Source organism: Streptomyces sp. H27-C3 (genome assembly GCF_030063415.1).
In the GTDB taxonomy this organism is placed as follows: domain Bacteria; phylum Actinomycetota; class Actinomycetes; order Streptomycetales; family Streptomycetaceae; genus Streptomyces.
Window position 1 is genome coordinate 283991 of sequence record NZ_JASITA010000003.1, and the last position, 16515, is coordinate 300505.

Sequence of the window (16515 nt, forward strand, 5' to 3'; positions counted from 1 at the left end):
CTCCCGGGAGGGCCGTACTCCACGTCGGACAAACGACCCGATGGGTTCGCGCCCCTACGGTGGGACGCAGCACCCACCCCACCGAAGGGCCGGATCCACCATGACTTCCACCCACGCCTTCTGGCTCGCCGGCCGCCAGGCCACCGGCGAGGACACCTTCGAGGTGACGTCCCCGTGGGACGGCCGCGTCGTCGGGACCGTGAGCGTTCCCACCGACGCCCAGGTCGAAGAGGCACTCGCCGCCGCGTACGCCGTGGAGAGCGAGTTCGCGGCGACCCCGGCGCATGTCCGGGCCGCCGCCCTCGATCACGTCAGCCGGCGTCTCGACGAGCGCACCGAGGAGATCGCCCAGCTGATCTCCGCCGAGAACGGCAAGCCCATCAAGTGGGCCCGCGGTGAAGTCGGCCGCGCCGTCTCCGTGTTCCGGTTCGCCGCCGAGGAAGCGCGCCGATTCAACGGCGGCGAGGCCCAGCGCCTCGACACCGACGCGGGCGGCGTCGGACGGCTCGCCCTGACGCGCCGCTTCCCCCGCGGCACCGTCCTGGGCATCGCGCCGTTCAACTTCCCGCTGAACCTGTGCGCCCACAAGATCGCTCCGGCGATCGCCGTCGGCGCTCCCATCATTCTGAAGCCGGCTCCCGCGACACCGCTGTCCGGGCTGATTCTGGGTGAGCTGCTGGCCGAGACCGATCTGCCGGTCGGGTCGTGGTCCGTGCTCCCGGTTGCGAACGAGCGGATGCCCGCTTTGGTGCAGGACGAGCGGCTGCCGGTTATTTCCTTTACCGGGTCCGACAAGGTCGGTTACGCGATCATGGACTCGGTGCCGCGCAAGCACTGCACCCTGGAGCTCGGCGGCAACGGCGCGGCCGTGGTGCTGGGTGACTGGGCCTCCGAGAAGGACCTGGACTGGGCGGCGACCCGTATCGCCACCTTCTCCAACTACCAGGGCGGTCAGTCCTGCATTTCGGTGCAGCGGGTGATCGCGGATGGGTCGGTGTACGAGCGGCTTCTGCCGAAGATCGTCGCGGCTGTTGGGAAGCAGGTCGCCGGTGATCCTTCCGACGCCGCCACCGACGTCGGCCCGCTGGTCAGCGAGGACGCCGCCAAGCGCGTCGAGACCTGGGTCGACGAGGCCGTCGAGGCCGGCGCGACCCTGCTCGCGGGTGGCAAGCGCGACGGCGCTTCGTACGCCCCGACCGTGCTCGCCGATGTGCCGGGCGGCGTAACGCTTGCGGAGGAAGAGGTCTTCGGCCCGGTTCTGACCGTGCGCAAGGTCGACGGTGAGGCCGAGGCGTTCGCCGCGGTCAACGACTCCAAGTACGGGCTCCAGGCCGGCGTCTTCACGCACGACCTGCAGACCGCCTTCCGCGCCCACCGCGCACTGGAGGTCGGCGGCGTGATCATCGGCGACGTCCCCTCGTACCGCGCGGACCAGATGCCGTACGGCGGTGTCAAGCAGTCCGGCGTCGGCCGTGAGGGCGTGCGCTACGCGATGGACGACTACACGTACGAGCGGGTCATGGTCTTCACCGGCCTCGACCTCTGAGTCACCCCCTGAACCGGCGGTCGGAGCCCTCTGTGCGGGGGCTCCGGCCGTCGTAGGTCTGGTGGGAACGTCGGACATCGGGTAGTACGGACGAGTAGAACCGGCCGGTAGTACGCAGTCGGCCGGGCCCTTTCTCCGACTCCGCGGCGAGGTGAGCTCCTCATGTCCGCACCACTCGACAAGCCCCAGCAGCCCAAGGTCTCCGAGCGCGAAGCGCGCCGAGTGGCCGAGGCCGCACGAGAACAGGACTGGCGAAAGCCGAGTTTCGCCAAGGAACTCTTCCTCGGCCGCCTCCGCCTCGACCTCATCCACCCCCACCCGATGCCGCCTCCGGAAGACGCCCGGCGTGGCGAGGAATTCCTCGCCACCCTGCGCGACTTCTGCGAGACGAAGATCGACAGCGCGCAGATCGAGCGCGAGGCGAAGATCCCCGACGAGGTCATCAACGGCCTCAAGGAGCTCGGCGCGCTCGGCATGAAGATCGACATCGAGTACGGCGGCCTGGGCCTCACCCAGGTGTACTACAACAAGGCCCTGGCCCTCATCGGCTCGGCCAGCCCCGCCCTGGGTGCGCTGCTCTCCGCCCATCAGTCGATCGGCGTACCGCAGCCCCTCAAGATCTTCGGCACCCAGGAGCAGAAGGCCGCGTTCCTGCCGCGGCTGGCCCGTACCGACATCTCCGCGTTCCTGCTCACCGAGCCCGACGTGGGCTCGGACCCGGCCCGTCTCGCGACCACGGCCGTGCCGGACGGCGACGCGTATGTCATGGACGGCGTGAAGCTGTGGACGACCAACGGCGTCGTCGCTGATCTGCTGGTCGTCATGGCGCGCGTGCCGAAGTCCGAGGGCCACAAGGGCGGCATCACCGCTTTTGTCGTGGAGGCGGACGCCCCCGGTGTGACCGTCGAGAAGCGCAACGCCTTCATGGGCCTGCGCGGCCTGGAGAACGGTGTCACCCGCTTCCACCAGGTTCGGGTCCCGGCCGCGAACCGCATCGGCGCGGAGGGCGCGGGTCTCAAGATCGCCCTCACCACGCTCAACACGGGCCGGCTCTCGCTGCCCGCGATGTGCGTGGGCGCGGGAAAGTGGTGCCTGAAAATCGCCCGCGAATGGTCCTCGGTACGCGAGCAGTGGGGCAAGCCGGTGGCGATGCACGAGGCGGTGGGCTCGAAGATCTCGTTCATCGCGGCCACGACCTTCGCGCTCGAAGCCGTCCTGGACCTGTCGTCGCAGATGGCCGACGAGGACCGCAACGACATCCGCATCGAGGCGGCCCTGGCCAAGCTGTACGGCAGCGAAATGGCCTGGCTGATGGCCGACGAGCTCGTCCAGATCCGTGGCGGGCGAGGGTTCGAGACGGCCGAGTCGCTGGCTGCGCGCGGCGAGCGGGCGGTCCCCGCCGAGCAGATCCTGCGCGACCTGCGCATCAACCGCATCTTCGAGGGCTCGACGGAGATCATGCACCTGCTGATCGCCCGCGAGGCGGTCGACGCCCACCTGAAGGTGGCGGGCGACATCATCGACCCCGACAAGCCGTTCTCGGCGAAGGCGAAGGCGGGCGCGAACGCGGTGGGTTTCTACGCCAAGTGGCTTCCGAAGCTGGTGACCGGCCCCGGCCAGCTCCCGCGCGCGTACGCCGAGTTCCACCCGGACGGCCACCCGGACCTCTCGGTGCATTTGCGTTATGCCGAGCGCACCGCCCGTAAGCTCGCCCGCTCCACCTTCTACGCGATGTCGCGCTGGCAGGGCCGGATGGAGACCAAGCAGGGCTTCCTCGGCCGGATCGTCGACATCGGCGCCGAGCTGTTCGCGATGAGCGCGGCGTGCGTACGCGCCGAGCTGCTGCGGACCACGGAGGACTACGGTCGCGAGGCCTATCAGCTGGCCGACGTCTTCTGCCGTCAGTCCCGCATCCGGGTCGAGGAGCTCTTCACCCGGCTGTGGTCCAACACCGACGACCTGGACAGCAAGATCGTCAAGGGCGTCCTGTCCGGTACGTACACCTGGCTGGAGCAGGGCATCGTCGACCCGAGCGGCGAAGGCCCCTGGATCGCCGAAGCCGCCCCCGGCCCCTCCCAGCACGAGAACGTCCACCGTCCGATCCGCTGACACCCCGCCGGGCCACGGCCGCACAGCCGTGGCCCGGACATCCCCTACGCGTCCTCGACCGCCGAGATGCGGTACCGCTTGACGTCGGCGTCGCGAATCGCTGCCGCCTGCTCGGGTTCCGGTCCGGCGCCGCGGAAGGCGGCGAGTTCGCCGTCGGACTCCCACAGCTCGAACACATTGACGCGATCCGGTTCGATCGGATCCGCCGCGAGTACGAAGTCCAGACAGCCCGGCGCGGCTCTCGCCTGCTCGGCCACGCCGGTACATCCGCTCAGGTAGGTGTCGCGGGTGGCGGGGTCCACGTACAGCTTGCCGGACACGATGATCATGATCGTCCTCCCTGGAGACGTGGAGACGTGGAGACGTGGAGACGTGGAGACGTGCAGACGTGCAGACCTGCGGGCCTCCCGGAAATCATCGCTCGGACTGGTTTTGGCGATGCGTGTGCCGAGCCGTGACCAGTGACGGCAGCTTCGTCTTTGCAGCACAATCGAGCCCTCACGCACGGGGCGGGAGAAATGTCAGAGCCGACGGAACCAGGGGTCACAGATGTTCGGGGAGGCAAGGCGGCAGGCCGTGGGCGTCGCGGTGGCCGGGCTCGTGTGGGTGGGCGCCGTCGCGTGCGGAGCCAGCGGCGGCGGCTCCGGTGAGCAGGACGGCAAGGCCCCCGCCGAAGCCGCTGAGGCGGGTAAGCGCACGGCCGGACCCGCGGCGCTGACCGAGGCGCAGCTCAAGGCCGCCGCATTCACCGACGGCGAGAGCGTCGGCACGTACACCGCGTCCGATTACACCCTCGGCGGCCCGCACAGCGACGACTACACCGCCGCCCCCGCGGTCTGCCAGCCGCTCGTCAGCCTCGCCTCGGACGTCACCGCGTATCGGCCGAAGGCCGCGGTCAGCCGTCGGGTCGAGATCCCGGGCGAGACGCCCGGCCCCACCATCGCCGTCCAGCTCCGGTCGTACGCGGGCGGCGACGCGGCCCGCGTGATGAAGGCCGTCGGCAAGGCGGGCAAGGAGTGCGCCGGTGGCTTCACCGAGGAGCGGGCCGTCGCCGAGGGCGAGTACCTCAAGGTCGAGCCGGTGCAGCCGCCCGCCTTCGGGGACGAGGCCAGGGCGTACCACTTCACGATCCTCGATGTGAAGGGCAAGCTCACGCTTCACGAGTACCTGACGGTCGTACGCTCCGGCTCGGCCACCCTTTCCTTCCGCGGCGAGATCACCGACACCAAGGACATCGGGGGAGTGCCGAGGGAGATCCTCGACGCCCAGTGGGAGAAGTTCGAGACGGCGGTCGGTGGCCGATGATCCGGACAACCCACAGGGACGGGATGTCCACCCGGTGAGACATTGCGGCAACAATGGGGGGCATGAGCGACAGCCCAGCCCCCCTCGCCGATCCGCACATCGCCTTCGACGCGTCCGAAGGCCGCCGGGACCTCGTCGTCCTCGGCTCCACCGGGTCCATCGGCACCCAGGCCATCGACCTGGTCCTGCGCAACCCCGACCGCTTCCGCGTCACCGCGCTCTCCGCGGCGGGTGGCCGGGTCGGGCTGCTCGCCGAACAGGCGCGGCAGCTGCGGGTGAATACCGTGGCCGTCGCCCGTGCGGACGCGGTGCCCGCGCTGCGCGAGGCGCTGAGCGCGCAGTACGGCGCGGGGGAGCGGGTGCCCGAGATCCTCGCGGGGCCCGAGGCCGCGAGCGAGCTCGCCGCCTCCGACTGCCACACCGTCCTCAACGGCATCACCGGCTCCATCGGCCTCGCGCCGACCCTCGCCGCCCTCGAAGCGGGCCGCACCCTGGCCCTCGCGAACAAGGAGTCGCTGATCGTCGGCGGCCCCCTGGTGAAGGCGCTCGCCAAGCCCGGCCAGATCATCCCGGTCGACTCCGAGCACGCCGCGCTCTTCCAGGCCCTGGCGGGCGGCACCCGCGCCGATGTGCGCAAGCTCGTCGTCACGGCGTCCGGCGGCCCCTTCCGCGGCCGTACGAAGGCCGAGCTGGCCACGGTCACCCCCGAGGCGGCCCTCGCGCACCCCACCTGGGCCATGGGCCCGGTCATCACCATCAACTCCGCCACGCTGGTCAACAAGGGTCTTGAGGTCATCGAGGCGCATCTTCTGTACGACATCCCCTTCGAGCGCATCGAGGTCGTCGTCCACCCGCAGTCCTATGTGCACTCCATGGTCGAGTTCACCGACGGGTCCACGCTCGCCCAGGCCACCCCGCCCGACATGCGCGGTCCGATCGCGATCGGCATCGGCTGGCCCGAACGGGTCCCGGACGCCGCGCCCGCGTTCGACTGGTCGAAGGCGTCGACCTGGGAGTTCTACCCGCTGGACCAGGACGCGTTCCCGGCCGTGGGACTCGCCCGTCATGTCGGTACGCTCGGGGGTACGGCCCCCGCGGTGTTCAATGCCGCGAACGAGGAGTGCGTCGACGCGTTTCTCGCCGGCAGGCTTCCGTTCAACGGAATCGTGGATACGGTCGCCGAAGTCGTGGCAGAGCATGGCACCCCCGAATCGGGAACCTCGCTCACGGTCGCGGACGTCCTGGAAGCGGAGACCTGGGCACGAGCCCGGGCACGTGAACTTGCGGTACAGGCAACAGCGGAGGCTCGCGCATGACGACGATCCTGTTGACGGTCCTCGGGATAGTCATCTTCTTTGCGGGGCTGCTCTTCTCCATCGGCTGGCACGAGCTGGGGCACCTCTCGACCGCCAAGCTCTTCGGCGTCCGGGTCCCGCAGTACATGGTCGGCTTCGGCCCGACCATCTGGTCGCGGAAGAAGGGCGACACGGAGTACGGCATCAAGGCGATCCCGCTCGGCGGCTACATCCGCATGATCGGGATGTTCCCGCCCGGCGCGGACGGCCGCATCGAGGCGCGGTCGACGTCACCCTGGCGCGGCATGATCGAGGACGCCCGTTCGGCGGCGTACGAAGAACTGCGGCCCGGCGACGAGACCCGTCTCTTCTACACGCGCAAGCCGTGGAAGCGCGTGATCGTGATGTTCGCCGGTCCCTTCATGAACCTCATCCTCGCCGTGGCGATCTTCGGCGGCGTAATGATGACGATCGGCCTCAACCGGCAGACGACCACGGTCGACCAGGTTGTGCCCTGTGTCGTCGCGCAGAGCGAGAACCGCGGCTGTCGCAAGAGTGACCCCGCATCGCCCGCCAAGGCGGCCGGCCTGCAGAAGGGCGACAAGATCGTCGCCTTCAACGGCAAGGCCGTCGACGACTGGGCCACGCTGTCGGACCGTATCCGCGACACCGTCGGGCCCGCCACGATCACGGTCGAGCGTGCCGGTGCGCAGCAGGTGCTGCAGGCGAAGCTGATCGCCAACAAGGTCGCCGAGAAGGACGACCAGGGCCAGCCGATCGCCGACCAGTACGTCAACGCCGGCTACCTCGGCTTCGGCCCCGGCTCGGCCGTAGTGCCGCTGTCCTTCGTCGACTCGGTGGACCAGATGGGCGTCTTCATCGAGTCCGGTGTGGACTCGCTCATCGCCCTGCCGTCCAAGGTCCCTGACCTGTGGAACGCGGCGTTCAGCGGTGAGGAGCGCAAGGCGGACTCCCCGATGGGCGTGGTCGGTGCGGCCCGCGTCGGCGGCGAGACCTTCGGGCTCGGACTGCCCCTGGAGAGCATGGTGGGGATGATGCTGTTCCTCATCGCCGGCTTCAACCTCTCGCTGTTCCTCTTCAATATGCTGCCGCTGCTGCCGCTCGACGGCGGACACATCGCGGGAGCCCTGTGGGAGTCGCTGCGGCGCAACCTGGCGAAGGTCTTCCGGCGCCCCGACCCGGGCCCCTTCGACGTCGCCAAGCTGATGCCGCTCGCCTATGTCGTCGCCGGGATCTTCATCTGCTTCACCGCGCTCGTTCTGGTGGCCGACGTGGTGAATCCCGTACGTATCTCCTGAGAACCGCCGACCACCATCGGGTGGATTTGTCGACGTGGTGTGCTCCGGCCTTTTGAGGTGACGTAACCTCGAAGACTGGAGCCCGCCGATCTCGGGACCATGATCCACACCTTGGGGTTGCACAGCAGATGACTGCAATTTCTCTCGGAATGCCTGACGTTCCGACGAAGCTCGCCGACCGGAGGGTCAGCCGCAAGATCCAGGTTGGCACCGTGGCGGTTGGCGGGGATGCGCCTGTTTCGGTGCAGTCGATGACGACGACGCGGACGTCCGACATTGGGGCGACGCTGCAGCAGATCGCGGAGTTGACGGCTTCGGGTTGTCAGATTGTGCGGGTGGCGTGTCCGACGCAGGATGATGCGGATGCGTTGGCGACGATCGCGGGCAAATCGCAGATTCCGGTGATCGCGGACATTCATTTCCAGCCGAAGTATGTGTTCGCGGCGATTGATGCCGGGTGTGCGGCGGTGCGGGTGAACCCGGGCAATATCAAGCAGTTCGACGACAAGGTCAAGGAGATCGCGAGGGCGGCCTCGGCGACGGGCACCCCGATCCGGATCGGTGTCAACGCGGGTTCGTTGGACGCGCGGTTGATGGCGAAGTACGGCAAGGCGACGCCGGAGGCTCTGGTGGAGTCGGCGTTGTGGGAGGCGTCGCTGTTCGAGGAGCACGGGTTCGGTGACATCAAGATCTCGGTGAAGCACAGCGACCCGGTTGTGATGGTCAATGCTTATCGGCTGCTGGCCGCGAGGTCGGACTATCCGCTGCATTTGGGTGTGACGGAGGCGGGTCCGGCGTTCCAGGGGACGATCAAGTCGGCGGTGGCTTTTGGCGCGCTGCTGAGTGAGGGGATCGGGGACACGATCCGGGTGTCGTTGTCGGCGCCGCCGGTGGAAGAGGTCAAGGTCGGGCTGCAGATTCTGGAGTCGTTGAATCTGAAGCAGCGGCGTCTTGAGATTGTGTCGTGCCCGTCGTGCGGGCGGGCGCAGGTGGATGTGTACAAGCTGGCGGATCAGGTCGCGGCGGGTCTGGACGGCCTGGAGGTGCCGTTGCGTGTGGCGGTGATGGGCTGTGTGGTGAATGGTCCCGGTGAGGCCCGTGAGGCCGATCTGGGGGTGGCTTCGGGTAATGGCAAGGGGCAGATCTTCGTCAAGGGCGAGATCATCAAGACGGTCCCGGAGTCGAAGATCGTCGAGACCCTCATCGAGGAAGCCATGAAGATCGCCGAACAGATGGAGAAGGACGGCGTCATGTCCGGCGAGCCCGCGGTCTCCGTCAGCGGCTGACCCCCTCCCCGCAGCATCGACCAACCCCGGAGCCCCGCCCATGGCGGGGCTCCGGGCCGTTTGAGGCACTCCGCGGAAGTGCCAGGTACAGTGCGGAGATCAGCAGACCGTACGGTGAGGCCCCTCACGTGTTGACTCAGACCGCAACCCGGGTCCTCGACCCCGGCGAACTCGGCGCAGCGCTTGCCATCCTTGAGGGCGAGCCCGTCGTCAATGCCTTCGTGACCTCCCGCGTCCAGGTCGCCGGCCTCGACCCGTGGCGGCTCGGCGGCGAGATGTGGGGCTGGTACGCCGACGGCCACCTGCGCTCGCTGTGCTACTCCGGCGCCAACCTCGTCCCGATCTGCGCCACCCCCGAAGCGGTACGCGCCTTCGCCGAGCGGGCCCGCAGGGCCGGCCGCCGCTGCTCGTCCATCGTCGGCCCCGCCGAGCCGACCGCCGAGCTGTGGCGGCTGCTCGAACCGAACTGGGGACCCGCCCGCGACGTACGCGCGAACCAGCCACTCATGGTCACCGAGCAGCTGCCCGCCGTCGAGCCCGACCCCGGCGTCCTGCGCATCCACCAGGACCAGCTGGACGTCATCATGCCCGCGTGCGTGGCGATGTTCACCGAGGAGGTCGGCGTCTCGCCGCTGGCCGGCGACGGCGGGCTGCTGTACCAGGCCCGGGTGGCCGAACTGGTCGCCGCCGGGCGGTCCTTCGCCCGTATCGACGACGGCAAGGTCGTCTTCAAGGCCGAGATCGGCGCCGCGACCACCCAGGCCTGCCAGATCCAGGGCGTCTGGGTGGCCCCCGAATACCGCGGCCGGGGCCTCTCGGAGACCGGCATGGCCGCGGTGCTGCGCTACGCGCTGGCCGATGTCGCGCCCGTCGTCAGCCTCTACGTCAACGACTTCAACACCGCGGCCCGCGCGTCGTACCGGAGGGTCGGCTTCCGCGAGGTGGGCGCGTTCATGAGCGTGTTGTTCTGACCCGGCGGCCCAGTAGGGTGCGCTGCATGGCACCCCTCCCCGGCGGCGATCCCCGGACCCCCGACATCGTGGTCGGCCCCGTCGATCTCGCCGCGCGGGTGGACGAGGCACTCGCCGTGCAGGCCGTCGCCTTCGGGCTCAGTGACGACGAGATCGGCGTACGCCGTCACATCGTCCTGCGGCACCTTCTCAACCCCGGCGCGCTCGCCCTCGGCGCGACGACGCCCGACGGGCGGCTCGTCGGATTCGTGTACGGGATGCCCAACGACCGTACGCACTGGTGGTCGACGGTCGTGCAGCCCTATCTGCGCGACACCGGCTGCGACGGCTGGCTCGACGACTCCTTCGTCATCACCGAGCTGCACGTCCACCCCGGCCACCAGGCGCGCGGCGTCGGCCGGCGACTGATCACCACGCTCACGGACGCCGCCGGCCAGCCGCGCTCCATCCTCTCGGCCATCGACACCGAGAGCCCGGCCCGCGGGCTGTACCGGACGCTGGGGTACGCGGACCTCGCCCGGCAGGTCCTTTTTCCCAGCGCGCCCAAACCGTACGCCGTCATGGGAGCGTCCCTTCCGCTGCCCCGTCGCGCCTAACCGATTTCCCGGCGCCCCCACGGCACGGCTAACCTCCTGCCCATCACACTTTCTTCGCAGGAGTTCACCATGACCCAGGTCCAGCGCATGTCCCGTCTCATGGTCAAGACACTGCGCGACGACCCGGCGGACGCCGAGACACGCAGCCACAAGCTGCTGGTGCGCGCCGGGTACGTTCGCCGGAACGCGGCGGGGATCTGGTCCTGGCTGCCGCTGGGCAAGCGGGTCCTCGACAACATCTCGCGCGTCGTGCGCGAGGAGATGGACGACATCGGCGCACAGGAGGTCCTGCTGCCGGCGCTGCTGCCCAAGGAGCCGTACGAGGCGAGCGGCCGCTGGCAGGAGTACGGCGACCTGCTGTTCCGCCTCAAGGACCGCAAGGGCGGCGACTACCTCCTCGGCCCGACGCACGAGGAGATCTTCACCCAGATCGTCAAGGACCAGTGCACGTCCTACAAGGACCTGCCGGTGATGCTCTACCAGATCCAGACGAAGTACCGCGACGAGGCGCGTCCGCGCTCCGGCGTCCTGCGCGGCCGTGAGTTCCAGATGAAGGACTCGTACTCCTTCGACACCACGGACGAGGGTCTCGCCGAGTCGTACGCCCTGCACCGCGCGGCCTACCAGAAGATCTTCGCGCGGCTCGGCCTCGACTACCGCATCGTGTCCGCGGTCTCCGGCGCGATGGGCGGCTCGGCGTCCGAGGAGTTCCTCGCCCCGGCCGCGGCCGGCGAGGACACCTTCGTGGACTGCCCGGCCTGCGACTACGCGGCCAACACCGAGGCCGTCACGTTCAGCACCCCTGCGGTCGACGGATCCGCGCACGCACCCGTCGAGGAGCTGGACACCCCGGACACCCCGACGATCGAGACCCTCGCCGCACACCTGGGCGTACCCGCGTCGGCGACCTTGAAGAACCTGCTGGTCAAGGTCGACGGCGAGATCGTAGCCGTCGGCGTCCCCGGTGACCGCGAGGTCGACCTGGGCAAGCTGGGCGAGCACCTGACGCCCGCCGTCGTCGAGCTGGTGACGGCCGAGGACTTCGAGGGCCGCGACGATCTCGTACGGGGTTACGTCGGCCCGCAGGGTCTCGGCAAGATCCGCTACATCGCCGACCCGCGCGTCGCCCCAGGCACCGCCTGGATCACCGGCGCGAACAAGGACGGCAAGCACGCGAAGAACGTCGTCGCCGGCCGGGACTTCGAGGTCGACGACTACCTCGACGTCGTGGTCGTCGAAGAGGGCGACCCCTGCCCGTCCTGCGGCACCGGCCTCAAGCTGGACCGCGCGATCGAGATCGGCCACATCTTCCAGCTCGGCCGCAAGTACGCCGACACCTTCCAGCTCGATGTCCTCGGCCAGCAGGGCAAGCCGGTCCGGGTCACCATGGGCTCGTACGGCATCGGCGTCTCCCGCGCGGTCGCGGCGCTCGCCGAGCAGACCGCCGACGGACAGGGCCTGTGCTGGCCCGCCGAGATCGCCCCGGCCGACGTGCATGTCGTGGCGGCCGGCAAGGCGCTCCAGACCGAGCTGGCCGTCGAGGTCGCGGAGAAGCTGGCCGCCGCCGGTCTGCGCGTGCTGGTCGACGAGCGGGCGGGTGTCTCGCCGGGTGTGAAGTTCACCGACGCGGAGCTCATCGGCGTACCGAAGATCCTGGTGGCGGGCCGCCGCAGCGCCGAGGGCGTCGTGGAGCTGAAGGACCGCAGGACGGGGGAGCGCGAGGAACTGACGGTGGACGAGGCGATTGCCCGACTCACCGCCTGACGCTTGCTGGACACGGTACGAGGGCCCTGCGCGACTGCGTGGGGCCCTCGTTGGGTGCCGCGACGTGGATGCCGTGTGTGGGGGCGCCTGCGGCGGGCTGTTCCCCTACCCGCCCCTCCTGAAGCCGGGGCGGAGTCCCACCACACGGCGGCAACCGCGAAATGTGACAGCGGGAAGGGGCGGGTAGGGGAAAAGCCCCGCGCAGCGGCACCCTCCCTACAGCCAGCCCGCGAACTCCAGCAGCAGCTCGCCGTCCTGGTCGCGGCCCGCCGCCATCGCCCGTACGCCCGACTCCACCGCCCGGAACAGCGTCCAGCCGTGCAGCCGGGCCCGGTCGATCTCCAGTGAGTCGGCGAGCTTGTTCACCCGTCGGCGGGTGGCCGAAGGGCCGCCGGACGCGGCGACCAGGTCCTCGACCCGGTCGCGGACGAGGCGGGCCAGGTCGTACGCCCGCTCGCCAACCAGCGGCTCGGGCCCGACCGCGAGCCATGGCGCCCGGTCGCCGCCGAGCACCTTGCCCTGCCGGAAGTTGCCGTGCAGCAGCAGCAGCTCGGCGGAGGACGCGGTCAGCTCGTCGCGAACCGCGAGCGCCGCGTCCACCAACGGAGCGAAGGCCGGGTCGGCGCCGCGCATCGGCTCGGCCTGGCGTGCGGTGCGCTCGGCGACGGTCTCGAAGGAGTGATTCGGGGGCGGCTCGATCCATAGCCGCCGCACCGTACCGGCCGCCTCCAGCAAGGCCTTCGCCTCGGGCAGCGACCGCAGCGAGACCTCCGGGTGCAGCCGCTCAAGGAGCAGCTGACCGTCGTTCGCCTCGTCGTCGAGGAGCTTCACCACGCCCCAGCCGTTCCAGTGCGCCAGGGCCGCCCGCTCCAGGTCGACCCCGGCCTGCTCAGGGGTGATCTTCAGCGCCGCGGGGCTGCCGTCCTGCTGCCGTACGAGAACGATCAGGCTGCTCCGGCCGCCCGGCGCCTGCACCCGCTCGACGTTCAGCTTCCGCCGCGACAGCGCCTCATCGGCGATCCCGGGCAGCCGCCCGAGCCAGTCTGCGGCGACACTGTCCCCGTGCGCCTCGCCGAGCGCCCGTACAAGCCGCTGCGGCGGTTCGAAAGCCATACGTGTGGTGTCCCCTTCAAAAGGCGATTCATGAGCCGATCAGCGGCGCCGGCCCGAAACGGGGCCCGACCTCAGTGCGTGCGGCTCACGGCCGAGGTGGTCAGCTCGGCGAGCCCAGGAAAGGCTACGCCGCGTCCCCGCCAACGCACGGCCCGCACTGCCGCCTCCCGCAGCGCCCCCGCCGCCTCGCGCCGCAAGGGGCCCCCGGCGGCCCGTACGAGGTCGGAGTAGACGCCGGCCACCCGGTCCTCCAGCTCCGCGGCGAGCCGTACGGCGGCCGCCGTACGGCACTGGAAACGGCAGCGCGTACGCCGCGGCCGCGGCCACCGGCGTCGCGCCCAGGTCCCGCACGGTCCGCTCCAGCGCGTCACGCCGGGCGCGGTGGGCGTCGTACGCCTCCCGTGCCTCGCCCGTGCGGTCGTCGCCGACCCGGCCGCCGACGACTCCGTACCCGTACACGGCGGCGTGCTCGGCGGCGAGCGCGGCCTGCACGGCCTGCGTCGGGTCCGGGGCTGCGCTGCTGCTCACTTGGGGTCCCCCTCGGCCAGCAGATACGCGTGGGCGGCGCCGGCCGCCGCGACGGAGGCCAGCAGCCTGGCCAGCTCGGGAGGGGCGTCGACGAGCGCCACTCCGTGCGTGTCGGCGCTGCGGCGCTCCGCCGCGGCCAGCTCCTTGAGCGCCGCCCTGCGGTCGGGGGCGACGGGCGGCGCCGACGGGGAGGCGGGCATGGCCGCCGACGGCGTCGGCGAAGGGGATGAGGACGCGGGGGCGGACGGGGACGGGCCGGCGGCCGGGCCTCGCAGCGCGTCCGCCTGTTCGGCCACCGCTTCGCGCAGCGGCTTCAGGCGGTCAGCGGCGGTGGGATGCGCGGCGATGACGGCGTCGTAGTGCGCCAGCAGCTCGCGACGGGTTCGTGCGGTCTTCCGGCGCAGCGCGCCCTCCGCCAAGGCCGATTCCGCGGCGCTGCGGGCGTCCGGGGCCGAGCCCTCCCTGCCGCGCGGACCGGAGTCCTCCGCGCAAGCGGAGGTCAGCAGTCCGGCCGCCGCGGCCCCGGTCCAGCCAAGCGCACGCCTGCGTGTCGTTCCCGTGCGCCGCACGTGTGTCTCCCTCTGGGCTCTGCGGTGATCACCGCAGGCGAGCGTACCTGTGGGTCCGCGGGAGGCGGACGGCAACACCCCCCGGGACCGGATACCCTTTGATCTGACACGCGACGATCCACACAACAGCACACGCGGCCGAGGAGTCACCCGGATGAGCACCACCCAGAGCGACAGGCTGCGCGGACTTCTGGAACCACTGGTCAGCGCAGAGGGCCTCGATCTGGAAGACATCGAGGTGTCCCGGGCAGGCAAGCGCCGCATGCTGCGTATCACTGTGGACTCCGACGACGGCGTGGAGCTGGACACCTGTGCCGAGCTGAGCCGCGCCATCTCCGAGAAGCTCGACGAGACGGACGCGATGGGCGAGGACGAGTACGTCCTCGAAGTCGGCTCGCCGGGTGCGGACCGCCCGCTGACGGAGCACCGCCATTACGTACGCGCCACAGGTCGCCTGGTGAAGCTGCAGTTCAACGATACCGACGATACCGACGCGGCCGAAGAGCTGATCGCGCGCATTCTGACCGTGGACGACGAGGGACTCGACCTCGAAGTGCCGGGCGTCAAGGGGCGCAAGCCCAAGGCCCGCCGGGTCGCCTTCGCCGAGATCGCCAAGGCCCGCGTGGAGATCGAGTTCAACCGCAAGGACAAGAAGGAAGAGGAGGCGTAGCCATGGACATCGACGTAAAGCTCCTGAAGGGCTTGGCGAAAGAAAAGGAGATCTCCTTCGACCTGCTGGTCGAGGCGATCGAGTCGGCCCTCCTCATCGCCTATCACCGCACCGACGGAAGCCGCCGCCACGCGCGCGTGCGGCTCGACCGGGAGAACGGTCATGTGACGGTCTGGGCGAAGGAAGACCCGGCCGACCTCGAAGAGGGCCAGGAGCCCAAGGACTTCGACGACACCCCGTCCGACTTCGGCCGGATCGCCGCGAGCACCGCCAAGCAGGTCATTCTCCAGCGTCTGCGTGACGCCGCGGACGACCTCACCTTCGGCGAGTACGCGGGCCGTGAGGGCGACGTCGTCGCCGGTGTGGTGCAGCAGGGCAGGGACCCCAAGAACGTCCTGGTCGACATCGGCAAGCTGGAAGCCATCCTGCCGATCCAGGAGCAGGTCCCCGGTGAGGACTACAAGCACGGCCTGCGGCTGCGTACGTACGTCGTACGGGTGGCGAAGGGCGTGCGTGGCCCGTCAGTGACGCTGTCACGCACCCACCCCAACCTGGTGCGTCAGCTCTTCGCGCTGGAGGTCCCGGAGATCGCGGACGGCTCGGTCGTCATCGAGGCGATCGCCCGCGAGGCCGGTCACCGCAGCAAGATCGCCGTACGGTCGACGCGGTCGGGCCTGAACGCCAAGGGCGCCTGCATCGGCCCGATGGGCGCTCGTGTGCGCAACGTCATGGCCGAGCTGCTCGGCGAGAAGATCGACATCGTGGACTGGTCGGACGACCCGGCTGAGATGGTCGCCAACGCACTGTCGCCCGCCCGGGTCAGCAAGGTCGAGGTCGTGGACATGTCGGCCCGCTCGGCCCGCGTCATCGTCCCCGACTACCAGCTGTCACTGGCGATCGGCAAGGAGGGGCAGAACGCCCGCCTGGCCGCCCGGCTGACCGGCTGGCGCATCGACATCCGTTCTGACACCGAGCAGCCCTCGGACCAGGACTGAGGAAAAGTTCACGACAACAACCGTTCGATTTTTACCCCATTGGGGTGAGGTCGCTACGGGGAGGTAGACTTCATAGTGTCTGGCCGGACGCATGGTCGCGCGTGCCCTGAGCGAACCTGTGTGGGGTGCCGGGAGCGAGCGGCCAAGAGCGACCTGCTGCGCATCGTGGTGATCGAGGGCGAATGTGTCCCCGATCAACGCGGTACGCTGCCCGGCCGGGGTGCGTACGTTCACCCCGCCTCTGTCTGTATCGCCCTGGCGGTCCGCCGCCGGGCGTTCGCCCGGGCCTTTCGGGGCCGGGCACCGCTCGACACCTCGGCGCTGAGCCGTTTTGTCGAGCAGGCGACACAGTAAGAACCGTAAGAAACGAACGGCACGGGTCTCCGTGCGGTCAGGTACCTCGCGAGTTGGAAGTAGGTCGAGATTGCGATGAGCACTCGATGAGTACG

Annotated in this window: 15 protein-coding genes and 1 pseudogene; 12 read left to right on the forward strand and 4 right to left on the reverse strand. The window is 69.8% G+C overall.

From position 1 onward, the window contains the following. Window positions 1-100 precede the first annotated feature (100 nt). Both QMK30_RS04630 and QMK30_RS04635 read left to right on the forward strand, forming a co-directional pair. Window positions 101-1546 (forward strand): aldehyde dehydrogenase family protein, encoded by a 1446-nt coding sequence (locus tag QMK30_RS04630; protein WP_283515832.1) that lies wholly within the window; start codon window positions 101-103, stop codon window positions 1544-1546. Between the two features lie 162 nt (window positions 1547-1708). Continuing rightward, window positions 1709-3655 carry an acyl-CoA dehydrogenase family protein gene (locus QMK30_RS04635; protein WP_283515833.1) on the forward strand — a complete coding sequence of 649 codons (1947 nt, stop codon included), beginning with the start codon at window positions 1709-1711 and terminating at the stop codon, window positions 3653-3655. Window positions 3656-3699: 44 nt separating this feature from the next. Here QMK30_RS04635 and QMK30_RS04640 read toward each other — a convergent pair whose 3' ends face one another. Further along, complete coding sequence (locus QMK30_RS04640; protein ID WP_283515834.1) at window positions 3700-3984, reverse strand: putative quinol monooxygenase; 285 nt, start codon at window positions 3982-3984, stop codon at window positions 3700-3702. 220 nt (window positions 3985-4204) lie between these two features. On the opposite strand from QMK30_RS04640, the gene QMK30_RS04645 reads away from it, so the two are divergent. The 7 genes from QMK30_RS04645 (at window position 4205) to QMK30_RS04675 (ending at window position 12191) form a co-directional block, all read left to right on the forward strand. Then, window positions 4205-4960, forward strand: coding sequence for a hypothetical protein (locus QMK30_RS04645; RefSeq protein WP_283515835.1), 756 nt, complete (start codon window positions 4205-4207; stop codon window positions 4958-4960). Window positions 4961-5013: 53 nt separating this feature from the next. Continuing rightward, complete coding sequence (dxr, locus tag QMK30_RS04650; RefSeq protein WP_283515836.1) at window positions 5014-6276, forward strand: 1-deoxy-D-xylulose-5-phosphate reductoisomerase; 1263 nt, start codon at window positions 5014-5016, stop codon at window positions 6274-6276. Continuing rightward, the gene (locus QMK30_RS04655; RefSeq protein WP_283515837.1) at window positions 6273-7574 is read left to right on the forward strand and encodes a M50 family metallopeptidase; all 1302 of its coding nucleotides are present in this window, start codon (window positions 6273-6275) and stop codon (window positions 7572-7574) included. The genes dxr and QMK30_RS04655 overlap by 4 nt, the downstream gene beginning before the upstream one ends. Window positions 7575-7702: 128 nt before the next feature. Then, a complete protein-coding gene (gene ispG / locus QMK30_RS04660) occupies window positions 7703-8860 on the forward strand; it encodes a flavodoxin-dependent (E)-4-hydroxy-3-methylbut-2-enyl-diphosphate synthase (RefSeq protein ID WP_283515838.1) in 1158 nt (385 codons plus the stop codon). A gap of 128 nt (window positions 8861-8988) precedes the next feature. Further along, window positions 8989-9831 carry a GNAT family N-acetyltransferase gene (locus QMK30_RS04665; protein ID WP_283515839.1) on the forward strand — a complete coding sequence of 281 codons (843 nt, stop codon included), beginning with the start codon at window positions 8989-8991 and terminating at the stop codon, window positions 9829-9831. A gap of 26 nt (window positions 9832-9857) precedes the next feature. Beyond that, window positions 9858-10427 carry a GNAT family N-acetyltransferase gene (locus QMK30_RS04670; RefSeq protein ID WP_283515840.1) on the forward strand — a complete coding sequence of 190 codons (570 nt, stop codon included), beginning with the start codon at window positions 9858-9860 and terminating at the stop codon, window positions 10425-10427. Window positions 10428-10496: 69 nt separating this feature from the next. Further along, window positions 10497-12191, forward strand: coding sequence for a proline--tRNA ligase (locus QMK30_RS04675; protein WP_283515841.1), 1695 nt, complete (start codon window positions 10497-10499; stop codon window positions 12189-12191). 216 nt (window positions 12192-12407) lie between these two features. Here QMK30_RS04675 and QMK30_RS04680 read toward each other — a convergent pair whose 3' ends face one another. From QMK30_RS04680 to QMK30_RS04690, 3 genes and pseudogenes are all read right to left on the reverse strand, one after another. Beyond that, window positions 12408-13304, reverse strand: coding sequence for an aminoglycoside phosphotransferase family protein (locus QMK30_RS04680; RefSeq protein WP_283515842.1), 897 nt, complete (start codon window positions 13302-13304; stop codon window positions 12408-12410). Window positions 13305-13375: 71 nt separating this feature from the next. Further along, window positions 13376-13832, reverse strand: a pseudogene (locus tag QMK30_RS04685) (ferritin-like domain-containing protein). Further along, on the reverse strand, window positions 13829-14401 hold the full coding sequence (locus tag QMK30_RS04690) for a hypothetical protein (protein WP_283515843.1): 573 nt from the start codon (window positions 14399-14401) through the stop codon (window positions 13829-13831). Before QMK30_RS04690 ends, QMK30_RS04685 begins: the two are co-directional and overlap by 4 nt. A 154-nt stretch (window positions 14402-14555) precedes the next feature. Here QMK30_RS04690 and rimP point away from each other — a divergent pair, with 154 nt between their 5' ends. The 3 genes from rimP to QMK30_RS04705 all read left to right on the forward strand — a co-directional run bounded on the left by rimP (window position 14556) and on the right by QMK30_RS04705 (window position 16420). Then, window positions 14556-15071, forward strand: a complete 516-nt coding sequence (gene rimP / locus QMK30_RS04695; RefSeq protein ID WP_283515844.1) for a ribosome maturation factor RimP — start codon at window positions 14556-14558, stop codon at window positions 15069-15071. 2 nt (window positions 15072-15073) lie between these two features. Further along, on the forward strand, window positions 15074-16066 hold the full coding sequence (gene nusA / locus QMK30_RS04700; RefSeq protein ID WP_283515845.1) for a transcription termination factor NusA: 993 nt from the start codon (window positions 15074-15076) through the stop codon (window positions 16064-16066). 75 nt (window positions 16067-16141) lie between these two features. Then, window positions 16142-16420: a YlxR family protein gene (locus tag QMK30_RS04705; RefSeq protein WP_283515846.1), complete on the forward strand. Its 279-nt coding sequence runs from the start codon at window positions 16142-16144 to the stop codon at window positions 16418-16420. Window positions 16421-16515: the final 95 nt, after the last annotated feature.